Origin of the sequence: Pleomorphomonas sp. PLEO, from assembly GCF_041320595.1 — a bacterium.
Taxonomy (GTDB): Bacteria; Pseudomonadota; Alphaproteobacteria; order Rhizobiales; family Pleomorphomonadaceae; genus Pleomorphomonas.
Genome location: NZ_CP166625.1, coordinates 3703010 through 3720313, shown reverse-complemented (window position 1 = coordinate 3720313; position 17304 = coordinate 3703010). Strand labels below are relative to the sequence as shown.

Here is a 17304-nt window from a genome sequence, read left to right as displayed (position 1 = left end):
ACGAAGAGTAGCTTTCTTGTCGTGCTGCCTCGTTGTCGCGCAGCAAACTTCCGATACGGAAAAGCAACGGCGCCCCGAGGGGCGCCGCTAAATTTGACCGTATATTTGAGAGAAACCAGCCCGGATCAGAGGATCGAGCGGTAGAGCGCCTCGATGTCCGCAATGTTGGTATCGCGCGGGTTGCCACCGGTGCAGACGTCGGCGAACGCCGCCTTGGCGAGCGCCGGAATGTCGTCGGCCTTGACGCCGACTTCGCTCAGCTTGGCGGGAATACCGACATCGGTGGAGAGCTTCTGGACGGCGGCGACAGCCGCCTTGCGGGCTTCGGCAATCGACATGGCCTCGGTACCCTTGACGCCAAGCGCGGCGGCGATGGCGCGATATTTCTCACCAGTGAAGTCGGCATTGTAGGCCATCAGCGTCGGCAGCAGCACTGCGTTGGCGACACCGTGCGGCGTGTTGTAGAAGGCGCCGAGCGGATGGGCCATGCCGTGCACCAGACCAAGGCCGACGTTGGAAAAGCCCATGCCGGCGACATACTGACCGAGAGCCATCTCCTCCACGCCCTTGGGATCGCCAGCGCACGAAGCGCGCAGCGACCGGCCGATGATCTCGATCGCCTTGATATGCAGCGCGTCAGTCAGCTCCCAGGCCCCCTTGGTGATGTAGCCCTCGATGGCGTGGGTCAACGCGTCCATGCCGGTGGCGGCCTTGAGCGGCTTGGGCATGGTGGCCATCAGCTCGCTGTCGATAATGGCGACCAGCGGAATGTCATGCGGGTCGATGCAAACGAACTTGCGGCGCTTTTCCTCGTCGGTAATGACGTAGTTGATGGTCACCTCGGCGGCGGTGCCGGCGGTCGTCGCCAGCGCGATAATCGGCACCGACGGCTTCTTGGTGGGGGCGAAGCCTTCGAGGCTGCGCACGTCGGCGAATTCCGGATTGTTGGTGATGATGCCGATCGCCTTGGCGGTATCCTGCGGCGAACCGCCGCCGATGGCGACGAGGTAATCGGCCTTGGCGGCTGCGAAGGCGGCGACGCCCTGCTTGACGACACCGATAGTCGGATTGGGCATGACCTTGTCGAACAGCTCGTAAGCCAGACCGGCCGCGTCCATCAGGCTCGTCACCTTGGCAACCGTGCCGGCCTTGACCAGCACCGCGTCGGTAACCACCAGCGCCTTCTTGTAGCCGCGGCGCTGCGCCTCACCGACCAGCTCGGCACGGGCGCCGGCGCCGAAATAGGACGTCTCGTTGAGAATCATGCGATGGGACATGCTGCGTTCCTCCTGAGGCCGGTTGTCCGGCGCGTCGATGGCTGCGGCGCTCGCGGCCGGGCAACTTGCCAGGAGCGGATCCGATGCGCGGCGTCCGCGCGCCGATCGCCCGTGGAAAGGGGCGGCTGGATATCGCCAACCCCGGTCCCCGCCAAGAAAGCCGCCGAGAGCTGAACCATCTTGAAAACTATTGACTCGCAAGGTCGCTCACAACCTCGCACGAACCCCTATTAGATGATCGAAATTGATTGAATTTGAGAGTTTTGCGACATAGCTGACGATATAGCTCCGCAAAACCCGAACCGCCCGGGAGGATCGGCGTGGGTTCATTTGAGGAAAGCTGGCTATGCGGAGGTCGACTTCTAGTCGAGCGCCTGATGGCGGGTTTCCGTGTCGATCTGTGAAGCAGCCACAGCGGCGAGGATCAACAATACGGCAAACAGCGCCACCGCCGCGCCGAAACTCCGGGCAATCAGGAGTGACAATAGGGACGGTGCCAGCAGCCCGCCGAGCCGAGCCATGGCTCCCGCGGCGCCCATGCCGCTCGCCCGTGCCGCTGTCGGATAGAGCTCCGGCGTATAGGCGTAAAGTGCACCCCAGGTACCAAGCAGCGCAAAGCTCATCAGAAGAATAGCCGTCGCCACAAGGCTCGCGTTGCCGGCGACGACGAACAGCACGCAGCCGGCCGCCGACAACAATAGAAAACCGATCAGCGTCGGCCGACGCCCGATCCGTTCGACGCCCCAGGCGGCTAGTGCATAGCCCGGCAACTGGGCCAACGCGACGATGACGAGGAAGCCATAGCCGCGCACGAATCCGAATCCCTCGCCTGCGAGCCGCGCAGGCATCCAGGTGAAGATCCCGTAATAGCTGAGCGACACCAGAAACCAGACTGCGAGCATCAATAGCGTCCGCCTTTTCAACGGCGGGGATAATAGATGGACAGTCCGAGGTGCTTCACCGGCAGCGAGCGGTTCGGAAAGCGGCGCCTTGCCATTGGCCTTCAGAACGCGGTCGATGACGGCACGCGCTTCGTCGCTCCGTCCCTTGCTAAGGAGATAGAGCGGCGACTCCGGTACCATCAGACGCAGCCAGAAGCCTATCAGTGCCGGAACGGCGGTCACGAAAAGGATGGCGCGCCAGGCGTCCGTCAAGCCGACTGAGGCCGCGGCCCAGGCAGCGAGCGCCACCACCACCGTGCCGATTGCCCAGAAGGCCTCCAGCATGACCAACCAGCGTCCACGCCGGTCCGAGGGTAGGAATTCGGCCATCATGGCGTAATCGACGGGCAGCGTGCCGCCCACGGCGACGCCAGTGAAAAATCGGGCGGCGAGCAGCAACGCAAAGTTCGGCGCGAACACCGAAGCTAGCCCGAAGAGGCCGTCGCAAGCCACCGTAACCAGCAACACCCGCCGGCGGCCGATACGGTCGGCAATTCGGCCGAACAATGCCGCGCCGATCATCATGCCGAGGAAGAATAAAGTGCCGGTTTGCAGTGCTTCAGGCACCGTCAAACCAAAGCTTGCCGCTATCGATGGGGCGGTAAAGCCGACGGCTAGAACCTGCATGGCATCGGCGGCCCAGACGAGGCCGAAGATGCCGAGAAGTCGCCGCTGAAACGCGCCGGTGCCGGCCTGATCGAGGGCGGAATCGATAGCAACCGGCATGACGGCACCTCAAAATAGAGGGTTGATATACCCTTCCATAGACCAAAGTCGCAGGCTGGAAAACCAAACCTTTACCGAACCGACAACTTCCGTGGCCCTCACGCCCTCAACGCGACTTCGTGATCACCCCAAGGGTGACTAATACTAAAGTCGCATGCTATAATCCTGCACAAGATAAATCAACGATCGAGGCAAGAAGGGATCATGAGCGATATGTCACAGGACGCCGTCAAGTGTCCGTTCATCCGGTGCCGTCACCCGGTGCCGCGTTCCTGGAGCGAGGGATGCGCTTCGAGCTGCTTTCTCCTCCGCAAAGAGCGCCGGCGGATTACTGTTCGTCACACTTACGACTTCTAAGGAGGGGACCACCCCTCCTTTTTTGTTGGACGAGCGAAGCCACGTCTGCGGAACAGGCCGGGTACTCTCATACCAGCCAAGACGCTCGGCACGATTCAACGCGCATCCAAAGCCAGACCTGATGTTGGCCAATAAAGCTATATGGCTGATATCGTTGGATTTAGTAAGGCCGGGGAATGAGGCTGGGATTCGAATCCGTGACCTCATGATTGAAAGTTTCATCAGCCGTCATCTCGTATGGAACAGATCAGGGATCATGGTCCATTGATGGTTCGCTGACCGCTCGAACGCGGGGCCATTCATCTTCCGGCGCGTACATCCAACCCGTTGGTCGGTCGCGACGAGATGCACAGGATCGATGTCAGCAATATCATCCGCGCCAAGCAAATTGTTTGCCCACGACTGATAACGCGTCAATTGCTCGTGACCACACGTTCTTGGCGCGAATTCTATCACCTTCCGCAAGAGAACACCTGCGATAGCGAGGCTGCCAAATCGACATCCCGGAAGGGCTTGTGGAGACGGACTGCATGGGGATGGAGACCGACATAGTCGAGCCTGTCGCCGCTGATGAACACATGCGGCACATACCTTTGCTGCAAGATGCGATTGATCGCCCGAACGCCGTTGCCCTGCGCCAGACCGACATCAACGACCATGGCGTCGGGACAGCATTTGAACGCCGTCGCAACGGCGCCGTCCTCGGTATATTCGGTGCCGCAGATGGAGTATCCCAACTTCACCAGCGTGTAATCGAGTAATAGGGCGACGAACGAGTCGTCTTCAACGATCAAAATTCGCGGCGCGGTCATCGGCGCACCTCACCACCGGCTCCGCCTTCGTTTACCCAGGTTGCGATCTCTTCAAGGGACGCTCGGGATTCGGTCCGCTCATTCGTCGTAATGGCTCGTCGCGCCATGCGCAGACGCTGGATAAGGCCGCCTTGCCAATCCATTTTTTCTTTGAAAAACAACATGGCCGTCGCCCTATCCATCGCTGTCTCCGTCTGCCAACAATACATCCCGATGCCGGTCTTCGTTTTCGTCGAAACCAGGCCTCGAATACCTACAACGCTCAAGCAGTTTATTTCGGCGACCAAAAAGATAAACGGACGGATTTTACTCACAAATACTCAGGACGCGTCGTTTCAGTATGATAAGATATCAATAATTCATGGCAGCCTTCGGATTCCGTCCGTTAAGCATGTCGCGCGACGGCGTTGTCAGGGAAGACGAGGAGCGACGAGATGATGGGCAGCTCGCCAACGAGAGATGTCGCGTCTGGCTTCTCGGATCAGTCAGACGGTACGTCGATTCCATGGCCGATCATCGGCGTCGGCTCGTCAGCCGGTGGTCTCGATGCCTGCCGGAAGCTGCTCGATGCCATGCCGGATGCCTTGGCCTGTGCGCTGGTCGTGGTCCAGCACCTGGAGCCACATCACGATTCGCTAATGGCAAATCTGTTGGCCACCCACACGACCATGCAGGTGGTGGAAGCTGCCGAGGGGATGCTGATCGAGATCGGCCACCTCTATGTTATTCCGCCCGGCTCATATCTTACGGTTCGCCATGTCGCTTTCCATTTGACCAAGCCGCAGGCTTCGCAGGGAACGCGGCTGGCTTTCGACGTTTTTCTTCACTCGCTTGCCGAGGAATACGGGCCGCGCGCAGTCGCCGTTGTGCTATCCGGCACCGGTACAGATGGCAGCGCTGGTCTTGAAGCCATCAAGGCGCAGGGGGGTGGACGCTTGCACAGGATCCAGCCGAGGCGAAATTCGATGGCATGCCCAAAAACGCCATCGCCACCGGCCATGTCGATCTTGTGCTCCCCGTGGAGCAAATAGCCGAGGCCATCACCGAACGTGTGCGATCTGCCGGCGGTGCCGTAGGCTCGGTGGAACGCCCGATCAGCAGCGTTACCGAGGATGGTTTGCGGTCGGTGCTCGCTATCATTCAAGCGAAGACCAGTCGCGATTTCTCGGCCTACAAACCAGGCACCCTTGCACGCCGGCTCGACCGCCGCATCGGAATGGCTGGCCTCGACACGCCGTCGCTCGAAAATTATATCGACCGCCTGAACAGCGACACTGACGAACTCAACTCTCTGATCGATGAGCTACTGATCCATGTCACCGGGTTTTTCCGCGATCCCGAGGTGTTCGATCACCTCGCCACCAACGTGCTGCCGACCTTAATCGCGACGCATCCTACCGGCCAGCCGATCCGCATCTGGGTGGCAGGATGCAGCACCGGTGAGGAAGTTTATTCGCTGATCATACTCCTGCTCGAAGCTCTGAGCGCTGCCAAAAGTCCAGCGAAACTGCAGGTGTTTGCCACCGACATCGATCAGAAGGCGGTCTCCGTTGCCCGCAATGGCCACTATCCGGCCGACATCGCCGATGCCATCTCGCAATCCCGGTTGGACCGCTTCTTCACCAGCGAGGATAACGGCTATCGTGTCACAGCGGAGCTTCGCGACGCGATTGTCTTTTCCGTCCACGATATTCTTACAGATCCGCCATTCTCCCGCATCGATTTCGTCTCCTGCCGCAACCTTCTGATCTATCTCGGAGTCGACGCGCAGGAAAAAGTGCTCGCCGTGTTCCGCTTCGCCCTGAGGCCGGGCGGCCTGCTGCTGCTCGGCAGCGCTGAATCGGTTGGCGGCAACGATGATCAGTTCTCGGTCATCTCAAAGCCTGCGCACCTGTTCAAATTCACGGGACGAGGCAAGCCGCGTAGCGGCCTGCCAATCGGTGATGGCGAAGCGTTGCGTATGCCGCTGCGTCCCGCATCCGAGCGCGCCGCTCGGCCGCCGACCTCTCTGTCGGCATTGTGCGAAAGGCTGGTGATCGATGCCTTCGCACCGGCCGCTGCGTTGATCAACTCCCGACAGGAAGTGCTCTACACCCTCGGTCCGATCGATCGGTATCTGCGCATCGCACCTGGCTACCCCAACGCCGATCTTCTGGCCATGTTGTCCGACCAAGTGCGGATGAAAGTGCGGTCGGCGCTACTGATCTTCGGCGAAAGCCGGACTCCGGCGCGGTTAGCGGGCGGGCGGCTCGAAGCCGCGTACGGTGGCAGGCGCTTCGACATCGACGTTCGCGCACTACCCGGCGATGGCGAGGAGTTGGTGCTGATCTCCTTTGTCGAAGGTCCTGACGAAGCGATTTCCACCGCCCCTCCTGGCGCGGCGTCACCGGACGATCAGTCGCGCGTTAATGAACTGGAGCGGGAGCTCGTCACCGCGCGGACTGAACTCAGCGAAGCTCTCCGCAACATCGAGCGATCAGCAGAGGAACAGAAGGCTATCAACGAGGAGGCTATGTCGGTCAACGAGGAATACCAGTCAACCAACGAAGAACTTCTGACATCCCAGGAAGAGTTGCAGTCGCTCAACGAGGAACTGATTGCTCTCAACGGTCAGCTCCAGGAAACACTGGAACGCCAGCGTACCACCTCCGACGATCTGCAGAACGTGCTCTACAGTACGGACGCTGCGACGATTTTCCTCGATACCAAACTAGATATCCGCTTCTTCACACCCGCGACGCGGTCGCTGTTCTCCATCATCGCAAGCGATGTGGGGCGGCCGCTGGCCGACCTGCGCTCACTTGCCATCGACGGTACGCTGTCGGCCGATGCGGCGCGCGTGCTGGAAACGCTCGCCCCGATCGAACGGGAAATTGAGGTGGAGAGCGGGCTGTGGTTTCTGCGCCGCATCCTGCCATACCGCACCCAGACCAACGGTGTCGAAGGGGTTGTGATCACATTCGCCGACGTCACCGCCCCCCGACACGCCGCCGACGAGCTTCGTGCCGCCAAGGCTCTGGCCGAGCGCGCCAACATTGCCAAGTCGCGCTTTCTCGCCGCCGCCAGCCACGACCTGCGCCAACCGTTGCAAACCCTGTCGCTTGTCCACGGGCTGCTTGTAACGAAAGTGTCGGGTGAACAGGGCGAGACGTTAATGGCTCGGTTTGACGACGCCTTGAACTCTATGTCGGATATGCTCAACACGCTGCTCGACATCAATCAGATCGAAGCCGGAACGGTTCGGGTTGAAAGGAAGGCCTTCCCGCTAGCCGAGCTTCTCGACAGGCTATTCTCAGAACTGACGATCCAAGCCAAGGCCAAAGGACTGGCCTTCCGCTATGTCCCCTCGACGCTTTGGGTGGACAGCGACCCACGCCTTCTGGAGCAGATGGTTCGCAATCTCCTGATGAATGCTCTGAAATACACCAGGAAAGGTGCTGTTCTGCTGGGATGCCGCCGCCGGGGTGACCGTCTCACCATCGAGGTCTGCGATACCGGGATCGGTATTCCTCCAAACGAGCTGGAAACGATCTTCGAAGAATATCATCAAGTCGACAATGTTGCTCGACAGCATGGCCTTGGTCTGGGACTGGGACTGTCGATCGTGCAGCGGGTCGGGGCCTTGTTGAGGCATCCGGTCCGCGTTCGCTCCAGGCTGGACGTCGGATCATCGTTTTCGATAGATGTTCCCGTTCATGCCAAATCGGCCGAGCCCGCTTTGGTGACTGGCCCTAAATCGCTCGCGCCCCGTCTCGTTCGTCCCGCTTCGATCCTGCTGGTCGAGGACGACCCCGATGTCAGCGATCTTCTGGCTCAATCGCTCCGCTTGGTGGGCTATCGGGTATTGGTTGCAGCCAACGGTGCCGCCGCCAGCGATCTTATTCGGATTGGCTCTGTTCGCCCTGAGCTTGTGGTGACCGACTACAATCTGCCGAACGGGCGTACCGGTGTCGAAGTGATCTTTGATATTCGCAACCAGATTCACGCCCGCATTCCCGCCATCGTACTGACCGGTGACATATCGACGCGCGCGCTGGCCGACATTGCCGATCGCTCCTGCGTCCAACTGAGCAAACCAGTCAGCCTCGCCACCCTGCTGGGTGTTATCGCCGAACACCTTCCCCCTAGGGAGGCGACGCAGTTTGAAGACCTACCGTCGCCGAAGCTGCAAAAGTCGAGTGCTGGCGGTCCCCCCATCGTGTTTGTCGTCGACGACGACGATCGTGTGCGCGACCTGATCCGAGACGTGCTCCGGGAGGCCGGTCACAGGGTTGAGACCTACGCCGATAGCGAAACGTTTCTGGCCAACTTCCGGGCTGTGGGGCAGGATTGTCTGCTCGTCGATGCCTATCTGCCCGGCATGAGCGGTCTGGAATTGTTGCGCCAACTGAACACACAGGGGGATGCGCCAGCGTCGATCATGATCACAGGCGGCAGTGACGTTCAAACAGCGGTCGATGCCATGAAGGCCGGTGCCCTGGATTTCATTGAAAAGCCGATCGGCCGGGACATGTTGTTAGCGGTGGTCGGCCGTGCGCTCGGGGAAGCCAAGGATACCGAGCGACGCACGGCGCGTCAGCATGCCGCTCTCGAGCATGTGGCTGGGCTGACCAGTCGCCAACACCAAATCATGGACTTGGTGCTGGCGGGGCATCCCAGCAAAAATATCGCCGCCGACCTCGGTATCAGCCAGCGCACCGTGGAGAACCACCGTGCCGCTATCATGAAGAAGACCGGTGCCCGCTCGCTGCCGGAGCTAGCGCGTCTTGCCGTGGCGGCGGCAGCGGTTCCGAACTTGCCGCACTGAGCCACCACATTCGGATCCGATCGCTGTCTGTCTGCGTCAGGCGAGCGCAAGGTGGCGGTAGAACAATCGCTTGGAGACTTCGACCAAGGCGAGATAGGCCGCCGTTGCGCCGACCAGATAGGCGAAGAACAAAGGCGGCGGCGATGTGAAGCCGAACCATTGTCCTGCCGGCGTAATGGCGAGCCCGACCGCCACGACCACCGCGGCGGCCGCTGTCGCCATCAATGAAGCGCGCGGCCGGCTACGGAAAAACCGCCGCCGCGTGCGGATCGCGAACACCACCAGCACCTGCGTGGTCAGGGACTCGATGAACCAGCCAGTCTGGAACAGAGCTTGGCCGGCTCCGAACACGTGCAGCAGCACGTAGAAGGTCAGAAAATCGAAGGCTGAGCTCAGCGGGCCGAAGAACAGCATGAAGCGCTGGATCTCCTTGATGTCCCAGGCGATCGGCTCCGCGACATCCTCCGGGTCGACGCGGTCGAAGGGAATGGCGATCTCCGAGATGTCGTAGAGAAGGTTGTTGAGCAGAATCTGGATCGGGGCCATCGGCAAAAACGGCAGGAACAGTGCCGCGCCGGCCATCGAGAACATGTTGCCGAAATTGGAGCTGGATCCCATCAGGATGTATTTGGAGACATTCTGCACTGCGGCACGCCCGCTCAGTACGGCAGCCTGCACCACGGAAAGATCGTGTTCTAGCAGGATGAGATCGGCCGCCTCGCGCGCGACATCGGCGGCGCCGTCGACGGAAATGCCGACATCGGCGGCGTGCAGGGCAGGGGCATCGTTGATACCGTCGCCCATGAAGCCCACGACATTTCCCATCCGCTTCAATGCCAGTATGATCCGATGCTTCTGTTGCGGATTGACGCGGCAGAATAGATTGACGCGTGCGAGCTGGCCAATCAGTGCCTCGTCGGAGAGATGAGTGAGTTCGTCGCCACTGAGAGCGCCCGTGACCTCGACGCCGATTTCGCGGAAGACGTGCCTGCTGACCTGTTCGTTGTCGCCGGTGAGCACCTTGACACCGATGCCTGCCGTCGCCAGCGCGGCGATGGTGGCGCCGGCACTGGCCTTCGGTGGATCGAGGAAGACGGCAAAGCCGGAAAATACCAGATCGCTTTCATCGCTGATCGCCGCGGAGCTGATGCTGGCATCCTCCGCCCGACTGGCGACGGCCAAGGCCCGGAAACCCTCGGCACCCAGGGCATCGAGCGTTGTGGCGAAGGTGTGCCGCGTTGCAGTGTCGAGTTCATGTTCGACCCCATCGGCATCCTCATATCGGCTGGACAGCCGCAGCAGATCTTCCGGTGCCCCCTTGACGATCAGTCGCCGACCGCCAGCGTGCTCGGCCAGGATCGAAATCCGCCGTCGCTCAAAATCAAAAGGCACTTCGTCGATCTTGGTCCACTCTGTCGCGTCGATGGGGCTGGACACCAGGATGGCGTCGTCGAGAGCGCTCTTCATGCCGCTCTCGAACAGCGAATTGACATAGGCGTAGGCGTGGGCGTGAGCTGATGGGTTGCCGTGTCCATCGACGGTCTTGAGTAAGGTGATGGCTGCTTCGGTCAATGTACCGGTCTTGTCGGTGCATAGCATGGTCATGGCACCGAGATCGTGGATCGCCGTGAGCCGTTTGACGATCACCTTGCCCTTGGACAATTCGAGGGCCGAACGTGCCAGTGTCACCGTAACGACCATCGGCAAGAGTTCGGGCGTTAGGCCGACGGCCAGCGCCAGTGCGAACATGAGGGACTCCAGCACCGGTCGGTGGAAGGAGATATTGATCACCAGTACGAACAGCACCATCAGCACAGTGAGGCGCATGATCAGCATGCCGAAGCGATGGATGCCAACGGTGAAGGCGGTAACCGGTGGCTTTTCTGCCAGACTGCTCGCCAATCCGCCGAGCGTCGTGTGGCTACCGGTTTGGCAGATGAGAACGCTAGCCGTGCCCGAAATCACCGATGTACCGGCGAACACCGCGTTGGTGGCTCCGGTCGGACTGGTGGCGGCCGTCGAGAAGTCGCCGACGCTCTTTTCGGCTGGGTAGGCCTCACCGGTCAGCAGCGCCTCGTTGACGAAAAGATCCCGACTGGCGATGAGTCGCCCGTCGGCAGGCACGAGGTCACCGGCGATCAGCTCGACGATATCGCCGGGCACCACCTGATCCACCGGCAGATCGCGCGGCTGTCCGTCGCGCAGCACCTTAGCCGTCACTGCCACCGATTGCCGAAGAGCGTCGACCGCGCTCTGCGCCCGACTTTCCTGGATGAAGTCGAGTGTTATGGAAACTGTGACGATGGCAACAACAATCAGGAAGCTGGCAATATCGCCGCTCGCTGCCGACAGGCCACTTGCCACCAAGAGGATGATCACCAGAGGATTACGGAAGCGCCCGAGAAACTGCAGCCAGAGCGGCACCTGTTTGACCGCCGCCGCATCGTTGGGACCAAACTCGGCAAGACGCGTCTCGGCCGCGCTCCCGGTCAAACCGGAGGGCGTTGCCGACAGGCGGGAGAGGAGCCGCTCGACCGGTTCGGTCCAAATGTCCGTTGGCCGGAGGTTGGCTGCGACAACCGGCGACGAATGACGTCGCTCGGTCCGGATCGGATGCCGAGGCGCTCTTGCCATGAGCCTATCCTCCTGAAACGGCGATTGACCGACAGGCCTCGGGGCAGAGTAGCCCCTTGCCTGCCGATCGCTTAGTTAAATGTGAACTCCCGAAATCTCGAAATAATTCTTCTTGTCACGGGTGTAGAGATTTCGAGCGAACGCTCTGATCCTGTTTATGTTCTCGTCGAAGGCCGTTAATGCGGATGCCTCGTCTAGCTGCCCGTGGCCGTCCTGGTGGCCGTGGACAAATGGTTCCAGAACGGCCTGGTCGAGACGGAAGGTGATTTCGAAGGCCGCATCGTGTCCCCAGAAGCTGATGCTTCGACGATGGGGATCATAGCTGCGGGAGTCGTTCAGAAAATCGATGGCCATGGATCGCCTCCTCGTTGACATTCGACGCTCAGCGATTGCGGCAGACCTTGCGATTGTAGCTGTCGCGATAGCAGCGCTGATCGGCCTTGTGCCGCCCAGTGGCATCGGCCACCACCGCGCCGACGGCCGCGCCAGCAACACCACCGATCACGGCGCCGCCAACACTCCGCGACGCAACACCGCCGACGACGGCACCGCCGACGGCGCCGATGCCGGCACCTTGCATCACGCGGTCGTTGCGCGCGCCGACGCAGCCCGCGAGCGTGAGGCCGAGTATGCTAATGATGATAAGAGATTTCATGTCGATTATTCCCTTGAGAGGTGAGAAGGGCGTCGCCGATTCTGTTAGCGGCAGACTTCCGGAGTCACAGAGACGCGATCGGGCAGTTCGCATGTCGGCCGCCCGAGGTTAGGCGGGCGGGGAAGCGGCAAAGGCGCCGCCGCAGCGGCTGGCCGTACAGCCACGTCCCTGGGCAGGACTGCCAACGCGACGGTGCAGGGCGCAGTTCGCTGTACTGCGCAATCAGCAGACGTTTTTTGGCCGGCAGGATCAAAACCGTAGCAATCGGACGGCAGTGCCGTCAGGCCGAAGGCCAGCGTACTCACCAATAAACCAAGCCGGATCATCATGACGGATGTCCTTCTGTGAAAGCTGTTCGCTGGCCGAACGGTCCAATTCAGTGGTTGAGGCCTACGCTCGTCTTCGGCTCCGCATGTGATTCAACCAGCCACAGTTGCCGAGCGATGCCACGGGCGACCTCTGTGAACAGATCGGCAGTTTCGAGGTCGCCCTGCGTCGTGGCGATGCCGATGGCGGCGCGCGATGACTCGCCGAAAGCCGCCAGCGAGCCGGCAACCGCGAAGACATGCTGCGCGCCATCGGCGATTCCGAGGTCATAGGGGACTAAAAAGGAGCGCGCGGTTGCGGTCTGCACGGTGCCTTCAGCGGTTCCACCCAGCCCGCCGGTACGCTCGGCGATCTGGTCGGAGTAGGTGCCGACGGCAGTGGCAACCGTGTCGAACAACTCGTGAAGCGCAATGAAGTTCGTTCCCCGCACGTTCCAGTGTGCCTGCTTGACTTGAGCCGCCAGATCGATGGAGGCCGACAGATGCTTATTGAGAAGTTCGACGGATAATGTCCGTACGTTTTCGGACAAAGTGTTTCTCGTGGTGTGCAATTGACATACTCCGAATGGTCGATAACGATGATCGCCGGCGGGGAAAGTATTGATCCTGAATTATAAGCCGCGACGTCTGGAACGGCAGGATCGGAAATTACTCAGTTGACGTTCGCTGGCGAAAAAAGACTTGGAAATCCATTTCGTAGGATCGTTTTTTTGAGGGTCTTCTGGGGCGCCATGTCCGCGATCGATGGTGCCGTGACAACCGAGATGGCGCGCCATCGCACAATTGACCGGTGTATTTAGCCAGCTCCACACCTATATAGAGGCCGACCGATCGACTTCTCCCACCCGCTGGTGAGACGGTTGGGCGCCGGGGTGCATTGCCGTCGCCGACCTGGCTGGCGACGTTTCCACCTCGGATGGCCTTCGGCGGCTAACAAAGCGGCTCATCCGATCCGGCCTGCGCCGGAGAGAGGTCACCATGCGCAAGCTCGTTCCGTTCATCGCGATAACGACACTGGTCATCGCCGCCGCCGCTGGCTGGTATGCTTGGTCAATCTATGGCAGTCAGAGATTGCCGGCCGGCGTCACAGTGGCCAACGGTCGTATCGAGGTCGAACGCATCGATATTTCGACCAAGCTGGCCGGGCGGGTCGCCGAGATCGGGGTGAAAGAGGGGGATCTTGTTGCCGCCGACGATGTCGTCGCAATCCTCGACACGACCGATCTCCTGGCCCAGCGTGCCGCGGCGCGTGCCGCCGTTGCCCGCGCCACCGCCGGCATTGCCAAGGCAAAGACGGATGTGGCGTCGGCCGCGGCCAATCTCGGCCTCGCCGATGCCGAGTTGCGGCGCTCGTCGGAACTTTTGGAAAAAGCAGTCAGTCCGCAGTCCCTAGTCGACCAACGCAAAGCACAACGCGATGTGGCGGTTGCCACCGTCGCCGCCGCCAATGCCGCCGTCGATGATGCCATGGCCGCCCGTGATGCCGCTTCGGCCCAGGTCGATATGATTCAGGTCAACATCGACGATATGACTCTGCGTGCGCCGACCGCCGGCCGCATCGAATACAAGCTGGTCAATCGAGGTGAAGTGATCGCCAGCGGTGGCAAGGTCGCCACCATGCTCGATCTCACCGACGTCACCATGACCGTCTTCCTGCCGACCCGGCTGGTCGGCCGCGTCAACCTCAACGCTCCGGCCCGCCTGGTGCTCGATGCAGCGTCGGAGTGGGTGATCCCGGCCACGGTCTCTTTCGTATCGGCCGAGGCGCAGTTTACGCCGAAAAGCGTTGAGACCGCCGATGAGCGGGACAAGCTGATGTACCGGATCAAGGTCAAGATCGACCCGTCTCTCCTTGAAACCTATCGCGACTATGTCAAGTCCGGCTTGACTGGCAATGTCTACCTACTGACCGATCAGGCGGCGACCTGGCCGGAAAATCTGGCTATTCATCTGCCGCGAGCCGCCGCCAAATGACAACGCCCGCCGACAATCGACCGGAAGCGGGGGGGAGGCGGGTGCTCCTGTCATCGCATCCAGCGTCAACCATCGGTATGGCAAAGCCGCCGCACTCACTGAACTTTCGCTGAGCTTTGCCTCCGGCTCGTCGACGGCGATCATCGGTCCGGACGGCGTCGGCAAATCGACGCTGCTCGGTCTCATCACCGGTGTGCGGCGCCTGCAGACGGGAGAGATTAGCGTTTTGGGCGGATCGATGCGCGAGCGACGTCAGCGTGACGATGTCGCCCCGCGCCTTGCCTACATGCCGCAGGGGCTCGGCCGCAATCTCTATCCGACGCTGACGGTGGCCGAGAATATCGACTTCCACGCTCGCCTGTTCGGACTGGCAGCCACAGAGCGTGCCGTCCGTATAGACCGCTTGCTCACTGCGACCGGCCTCGATCCGTTCCGCCAACGCCGGGCCGGCCAGCTGTCGGGCGGGATGAAGCAGAAGCTGTCGCTATGCTGCGCGCTGGTTCACGATCCCGATCTCCTAGTGCTTGACGAACCGACAACCGGCGTCGATCCGCTGTCGCGGCGTCAATTCTGGGACTTGATCGATTCCATCCGTAACCAGCGCGCCGGCATGACGGTGATCATCGCCACCGCCTATATGGACGAAGCGGCTCGTTTTGACCGGGTGATCGCACTTAACGATGGCCGCGTGATCGCCGACGGCACGCTCGCCGACATCCTGGCCAAGACCGGCGAGGCAACGCTGGAAGATGCCTACCGTCGGCTTGGCTGTCGTGACGGCGAAACGCTGGCGCCCGCCTTCGTCATGCCGGAGCGCAAGCCGGAACCTGGCAACTGGGCGATTTCGGCCACGGGGCTGACGCGTCGTTTCGGCGATTTCACCGCCGTCGACCACGTATCCTTCCAGATCGAAAAAGGCGAGATTTTCGGCTTTCTCGGCTCCAACGGCTGCGGCAAGACCACCACCATGAAGATGCTGACCGGCCTGTTGCCGGCCACCGAAGGCACCGCCGAGCTGCTCGGCAGTCCGGTCGATGCCGCCGACATCAGCATCCGCCTGCGTGTCGGCTATGTGTCGCAAAGCTTTTCACTCTACGACGAGCTAACGGTCAGGGCCAACCTGACGCTGCATGCTCGCCTCTACCGCCTCAGCGCGGCCGACGTCACAACCCGCGTTGACGAGTCGCTGAAACGCTTCGATCTGGTCGCTCACGCCGACAGCCTGCCGGCGTCGCTGCCGCTTGGCATTCGCCAGCGTCTGCAGCTGGCCGCCGCCTGTCTGCATCGCCCGGAGGTGCTGATCCTCGACGAGCCGACTTCCGGCGTCGACCCTCAAGCGCGCGACGATTTCTGGAGCCACCTCGCCAGCCTGTCGCGTAACGACGGCGTCACGATCTTTGTCTCCACCCATTTCATGAACGAGGCCGAACGCTGCGACCGCATCTCCTTGATGCACCAGGGCCGTGTGCTGGCGGTCGGCACGCCGGCCGAACTCGTCCGGCAAGCCGGCGCGGAAAACCTCGAAGCCGTGTTCATCAACAAGCTTGAAGGCGCCGAGGCGGCAAGCCAAGGCAAACAGGCAGCGGCCACTTCATCGCAGCTGGACATCGCCAAGCCGCCGTCCGCTCCTGCTTCGTCTCCGCACCGTCAACGGCGGAACCAGTTCGCATCCGCGTCGATGATTTGGGCCTTTGCCCATCGCGAGGGACTGGAGATCCTCCGCGATCCCATCCGCATGTCGTTTGCCGTGTTCGGATCGCTGCTGCTCTTGGTGCTGTTTGGCTACGGCATTTCCTTCGACGTGCAAAACCTACCCTACGCCGTGTTCGATCGAGACCGGTCGATCGAGAGCGGGCAGTTGATCGATGCCTTTTCGGGCTCCAGCTATTTCAAAGCTCAGACGCCGATCAGGGATGAACGGGAGGTCGACCAGCGTCTGCAATCGGGCGAATTGCGCCTCGTCGTCTCCATCCCACCCGGCTATGGCGCCGATCTTCTGAAGGGCATCCGCCCGGAAGTGGCAATCCTGATCGACGGTGCCAATACTTTCCGCGCTGAGACGGTCAAGGCTTACGTACAGGGCGTTGTCTTGACCTATGTGTCGCAGCTGACCCACGACCGATACGGCCCGGGCGCATCGATGGCGCTGCCCTTCGATCTCAGGCCACGCTACGCTTACAATCAGGCCTTCGTCTCGGTCGACGCCATCACTCCGGGCGTCATCATGCTGCTGCTTATTCTGATTCCCTCGGCGCTGACCGCCGTCGGCGTGGCGCGGGAACGCGAGATCGGCTCGATCACCAACTTCTCCGCCTCTCCAGCCTCGGTGGTCGATTTCATGATCGGCAAGCAACTGCCCTATGTGGCGGTTGGAATGGTCAGCTACCTGACGCTGTTCGCCTTCGCTCGCCTGTTCTTCGGCGTGCCTTTCACCGGATCGTTCCTCGCGCTGAGTGCCGGAGCTCTGCTCTACGTGCTGGCCGCCACAGGCTTCGGCCTTCTGATTTCCACACTGGTCAAAACTCAGGTTGCCGCCATCATGGCGGCGGCGATTCTATGCGTCGTGCCGGCCGTCAACTTCTCCGGCTTCATCAACCCGATGTCGTCGATAGAAGGTATCGCCCGCTGGGTCGGCCTGTTGTTCCCCGCTTCCTGGTTCCAGACCATTGCCATCGGCAGCTTTGCCAAGGGTGTGAGCGCACTCGATCTCCTCGGTTCGGATCTGGCGCTCGCCGGCTTCGCGGTGGTGTTCATCGGCGCCGCGTGTCTTCTTCTCGACAAGCAGGAGGCCTGAC

At 61.2% G+C, this 17304-nt stretch carries 11 protein-coding genes and 1 pseudogene; 4 read left to right on the top strand and 8 right to left on the bottom strand.

The genetic code is table 11. The features are described 5' to 3' along the window. Positions 1 to 125 precede the first annotated feature (125 nt). From fucO to AB6N07_RS17345, 4 genes are all read right to left on the bottom strand, one after another. Positions 126 to 1277 carry a lactaldehyde reductase gene (gene fucO / locus AB6N07_RS17360; protein WP_370674318.1) on the bottom strand — a complete coding sequence of 384 codons (1152 nt, stop codon included), beginning with the start codon at positions 1275 to 1277 and terminating at the stop codon, positions 126 to 128. A gap of 362 nt (positions 1278 to 1639) precedes the next feature. After that, entirely contained in the window at positions 1640 to 2944 is a 1305-nt protein-coding gene (locus tag AB6N07_RS17355; protein WP_370674317.1) for an MFS transporter, read from the bottom strand. An 809-nt stretch (positions 2945 to 3753) separates the two neighbouring features. Beyond that, entirely contained in the window at positions 3754 to 4113 is a 360-nt protein-coding gene (locus AB6N07_RS17350) for a response regulator (protein ID WP_370674316.1), read from the bottom strand. Beyond that, positions 4110 to 4295 carry a hypothetical protein gene (locus tag AB6N07_RS17345; protein WP_370674315.1) on the bottom strand — a complete coding sequence of 62 codons (186 nt, stop codon included), beginning with the start codon at positions 4293 to 4295 and terminating at the stop codon, positions 4110 to 4112. Before AB6N07_RS17345 ends, AB6N07_RS17350 begins: the two co-directional genes overlap by 4 nt. 252 nt (positions 4296 to 4547) lie before the next feature. Here AB6N07_RS17345 and AB6N07_RS17340 point away from each other — a divergent pair. Then, a pseudogene (locus AB6N07_RS17340) lies at positions 4548 to 5095 on the top strand (chemotaxis protein CheB); the annotation flags it as partial. Next, positions 5084 to 8920, top strand: coding sequence for a CheR family methyltransferase (locus tag AB6N07_RS17335; RefSeq protein WP_370678271.1), 3837 nt, complete (start codon positions 5084 to 5086; stop codon positions 8918 to 8920). The pseudogene AB6N07_RS17340 and the gene AB6N07_RS17335, both read left to right, overlap by 12 nt. A gap of 36 nt (positions 8921 to 8956) precedes the next feature. Here the strand turns inward: AB6N07_RS17335 and mgtA are convergent, their stop codons facing one another. The 4 genes from mgtA to dps all read right to left on the bottom strand — a co-directional run bounded on the left by mgtA (position 8957) and on the right by dps (position 13086). Further along, entirely contained in the window at positions 8957 to 11554 is a 2598-nt protein-coding gene (gene mgtA, locus AB6N07_RS17330; protein WP_370674314.1) for a magnesium-translocating P-type ATPase, read from the bottom strand. 75 nt (positions 11555 to 11629) lie between these two features. Continuing rightward, positions 11630 to 11908 carry a DUF1488 family protein gene (locus AB6N07_RS17325; RefSeq protein WP_370674313.1) on the bottom strand — a complete coding sequence of 93 codons (279 nt, stop codon included), beginning with the start codon at positions 11906 to 11908 and terminating at the stop codon, positions 11630 to 11632. A gap of 28 nt (positions 11909 to 11936) precedes the next feature. Next, entirely contained in the window at positions 11937 to 12209 is a 273-nt protein-coding gene (locus tag AB6N07_RS17320) for a hypothetical protein (RefSeq protein WP_370674312.1), read from the bottom strand. 376 nt (positions 12210 to 12585) lie between these two features. Continuing rightward, the gene (gene dps / locus AB6N07_RS17315; protein WP_370674311.1) at positions 12586 to 13086 is read right to left on the bottom strand and encodes a DNA starvation/stationary phase protection protein Dps; all 501 of its coding nucleotides are present in this window, start codon (positions 13084 to 13086) and stop codon (positions 12586 to 12588) included. A 427-nt stretch (positions 13087 to 13513) separates the two neighbouring features. Here dps and AB6N07_RS17310 point away from each other — a divergent pair, with 427 nt between their 5' ends. Both AB6N07_RS17310 and rbbA read left to right on the top strand, forming a co-directional pair. Continuing rightward, positions 13514 to 14509 carry an HlyD family secretion protein gene (locus AB6N07_RS17310; RefSeq protein WP_370674310.1) on the top strand — a complete coding sequence of 332 codons (996 nt, stop codon included), beginning with the start codon at positions 13514 to 13516 and terminating at the stop codon, positions 14507 to 14509. 52 nt (positions 14510 to 14561) lie between these two features. After that, on the top strand, positions 14562 to 17303 hold the full coding sequence (gene rbbA, locus AB6N07_RS17305) for a ribosome-associated ATPase/putative transporter RbbA (RefSeq protein WP_370678270.1): 2742 nt from the start codon (positions 14562 to 14564) through the stop codon (positions 17301 to 17303). Position 17304 lies beyond the last annotated feature (1 nt).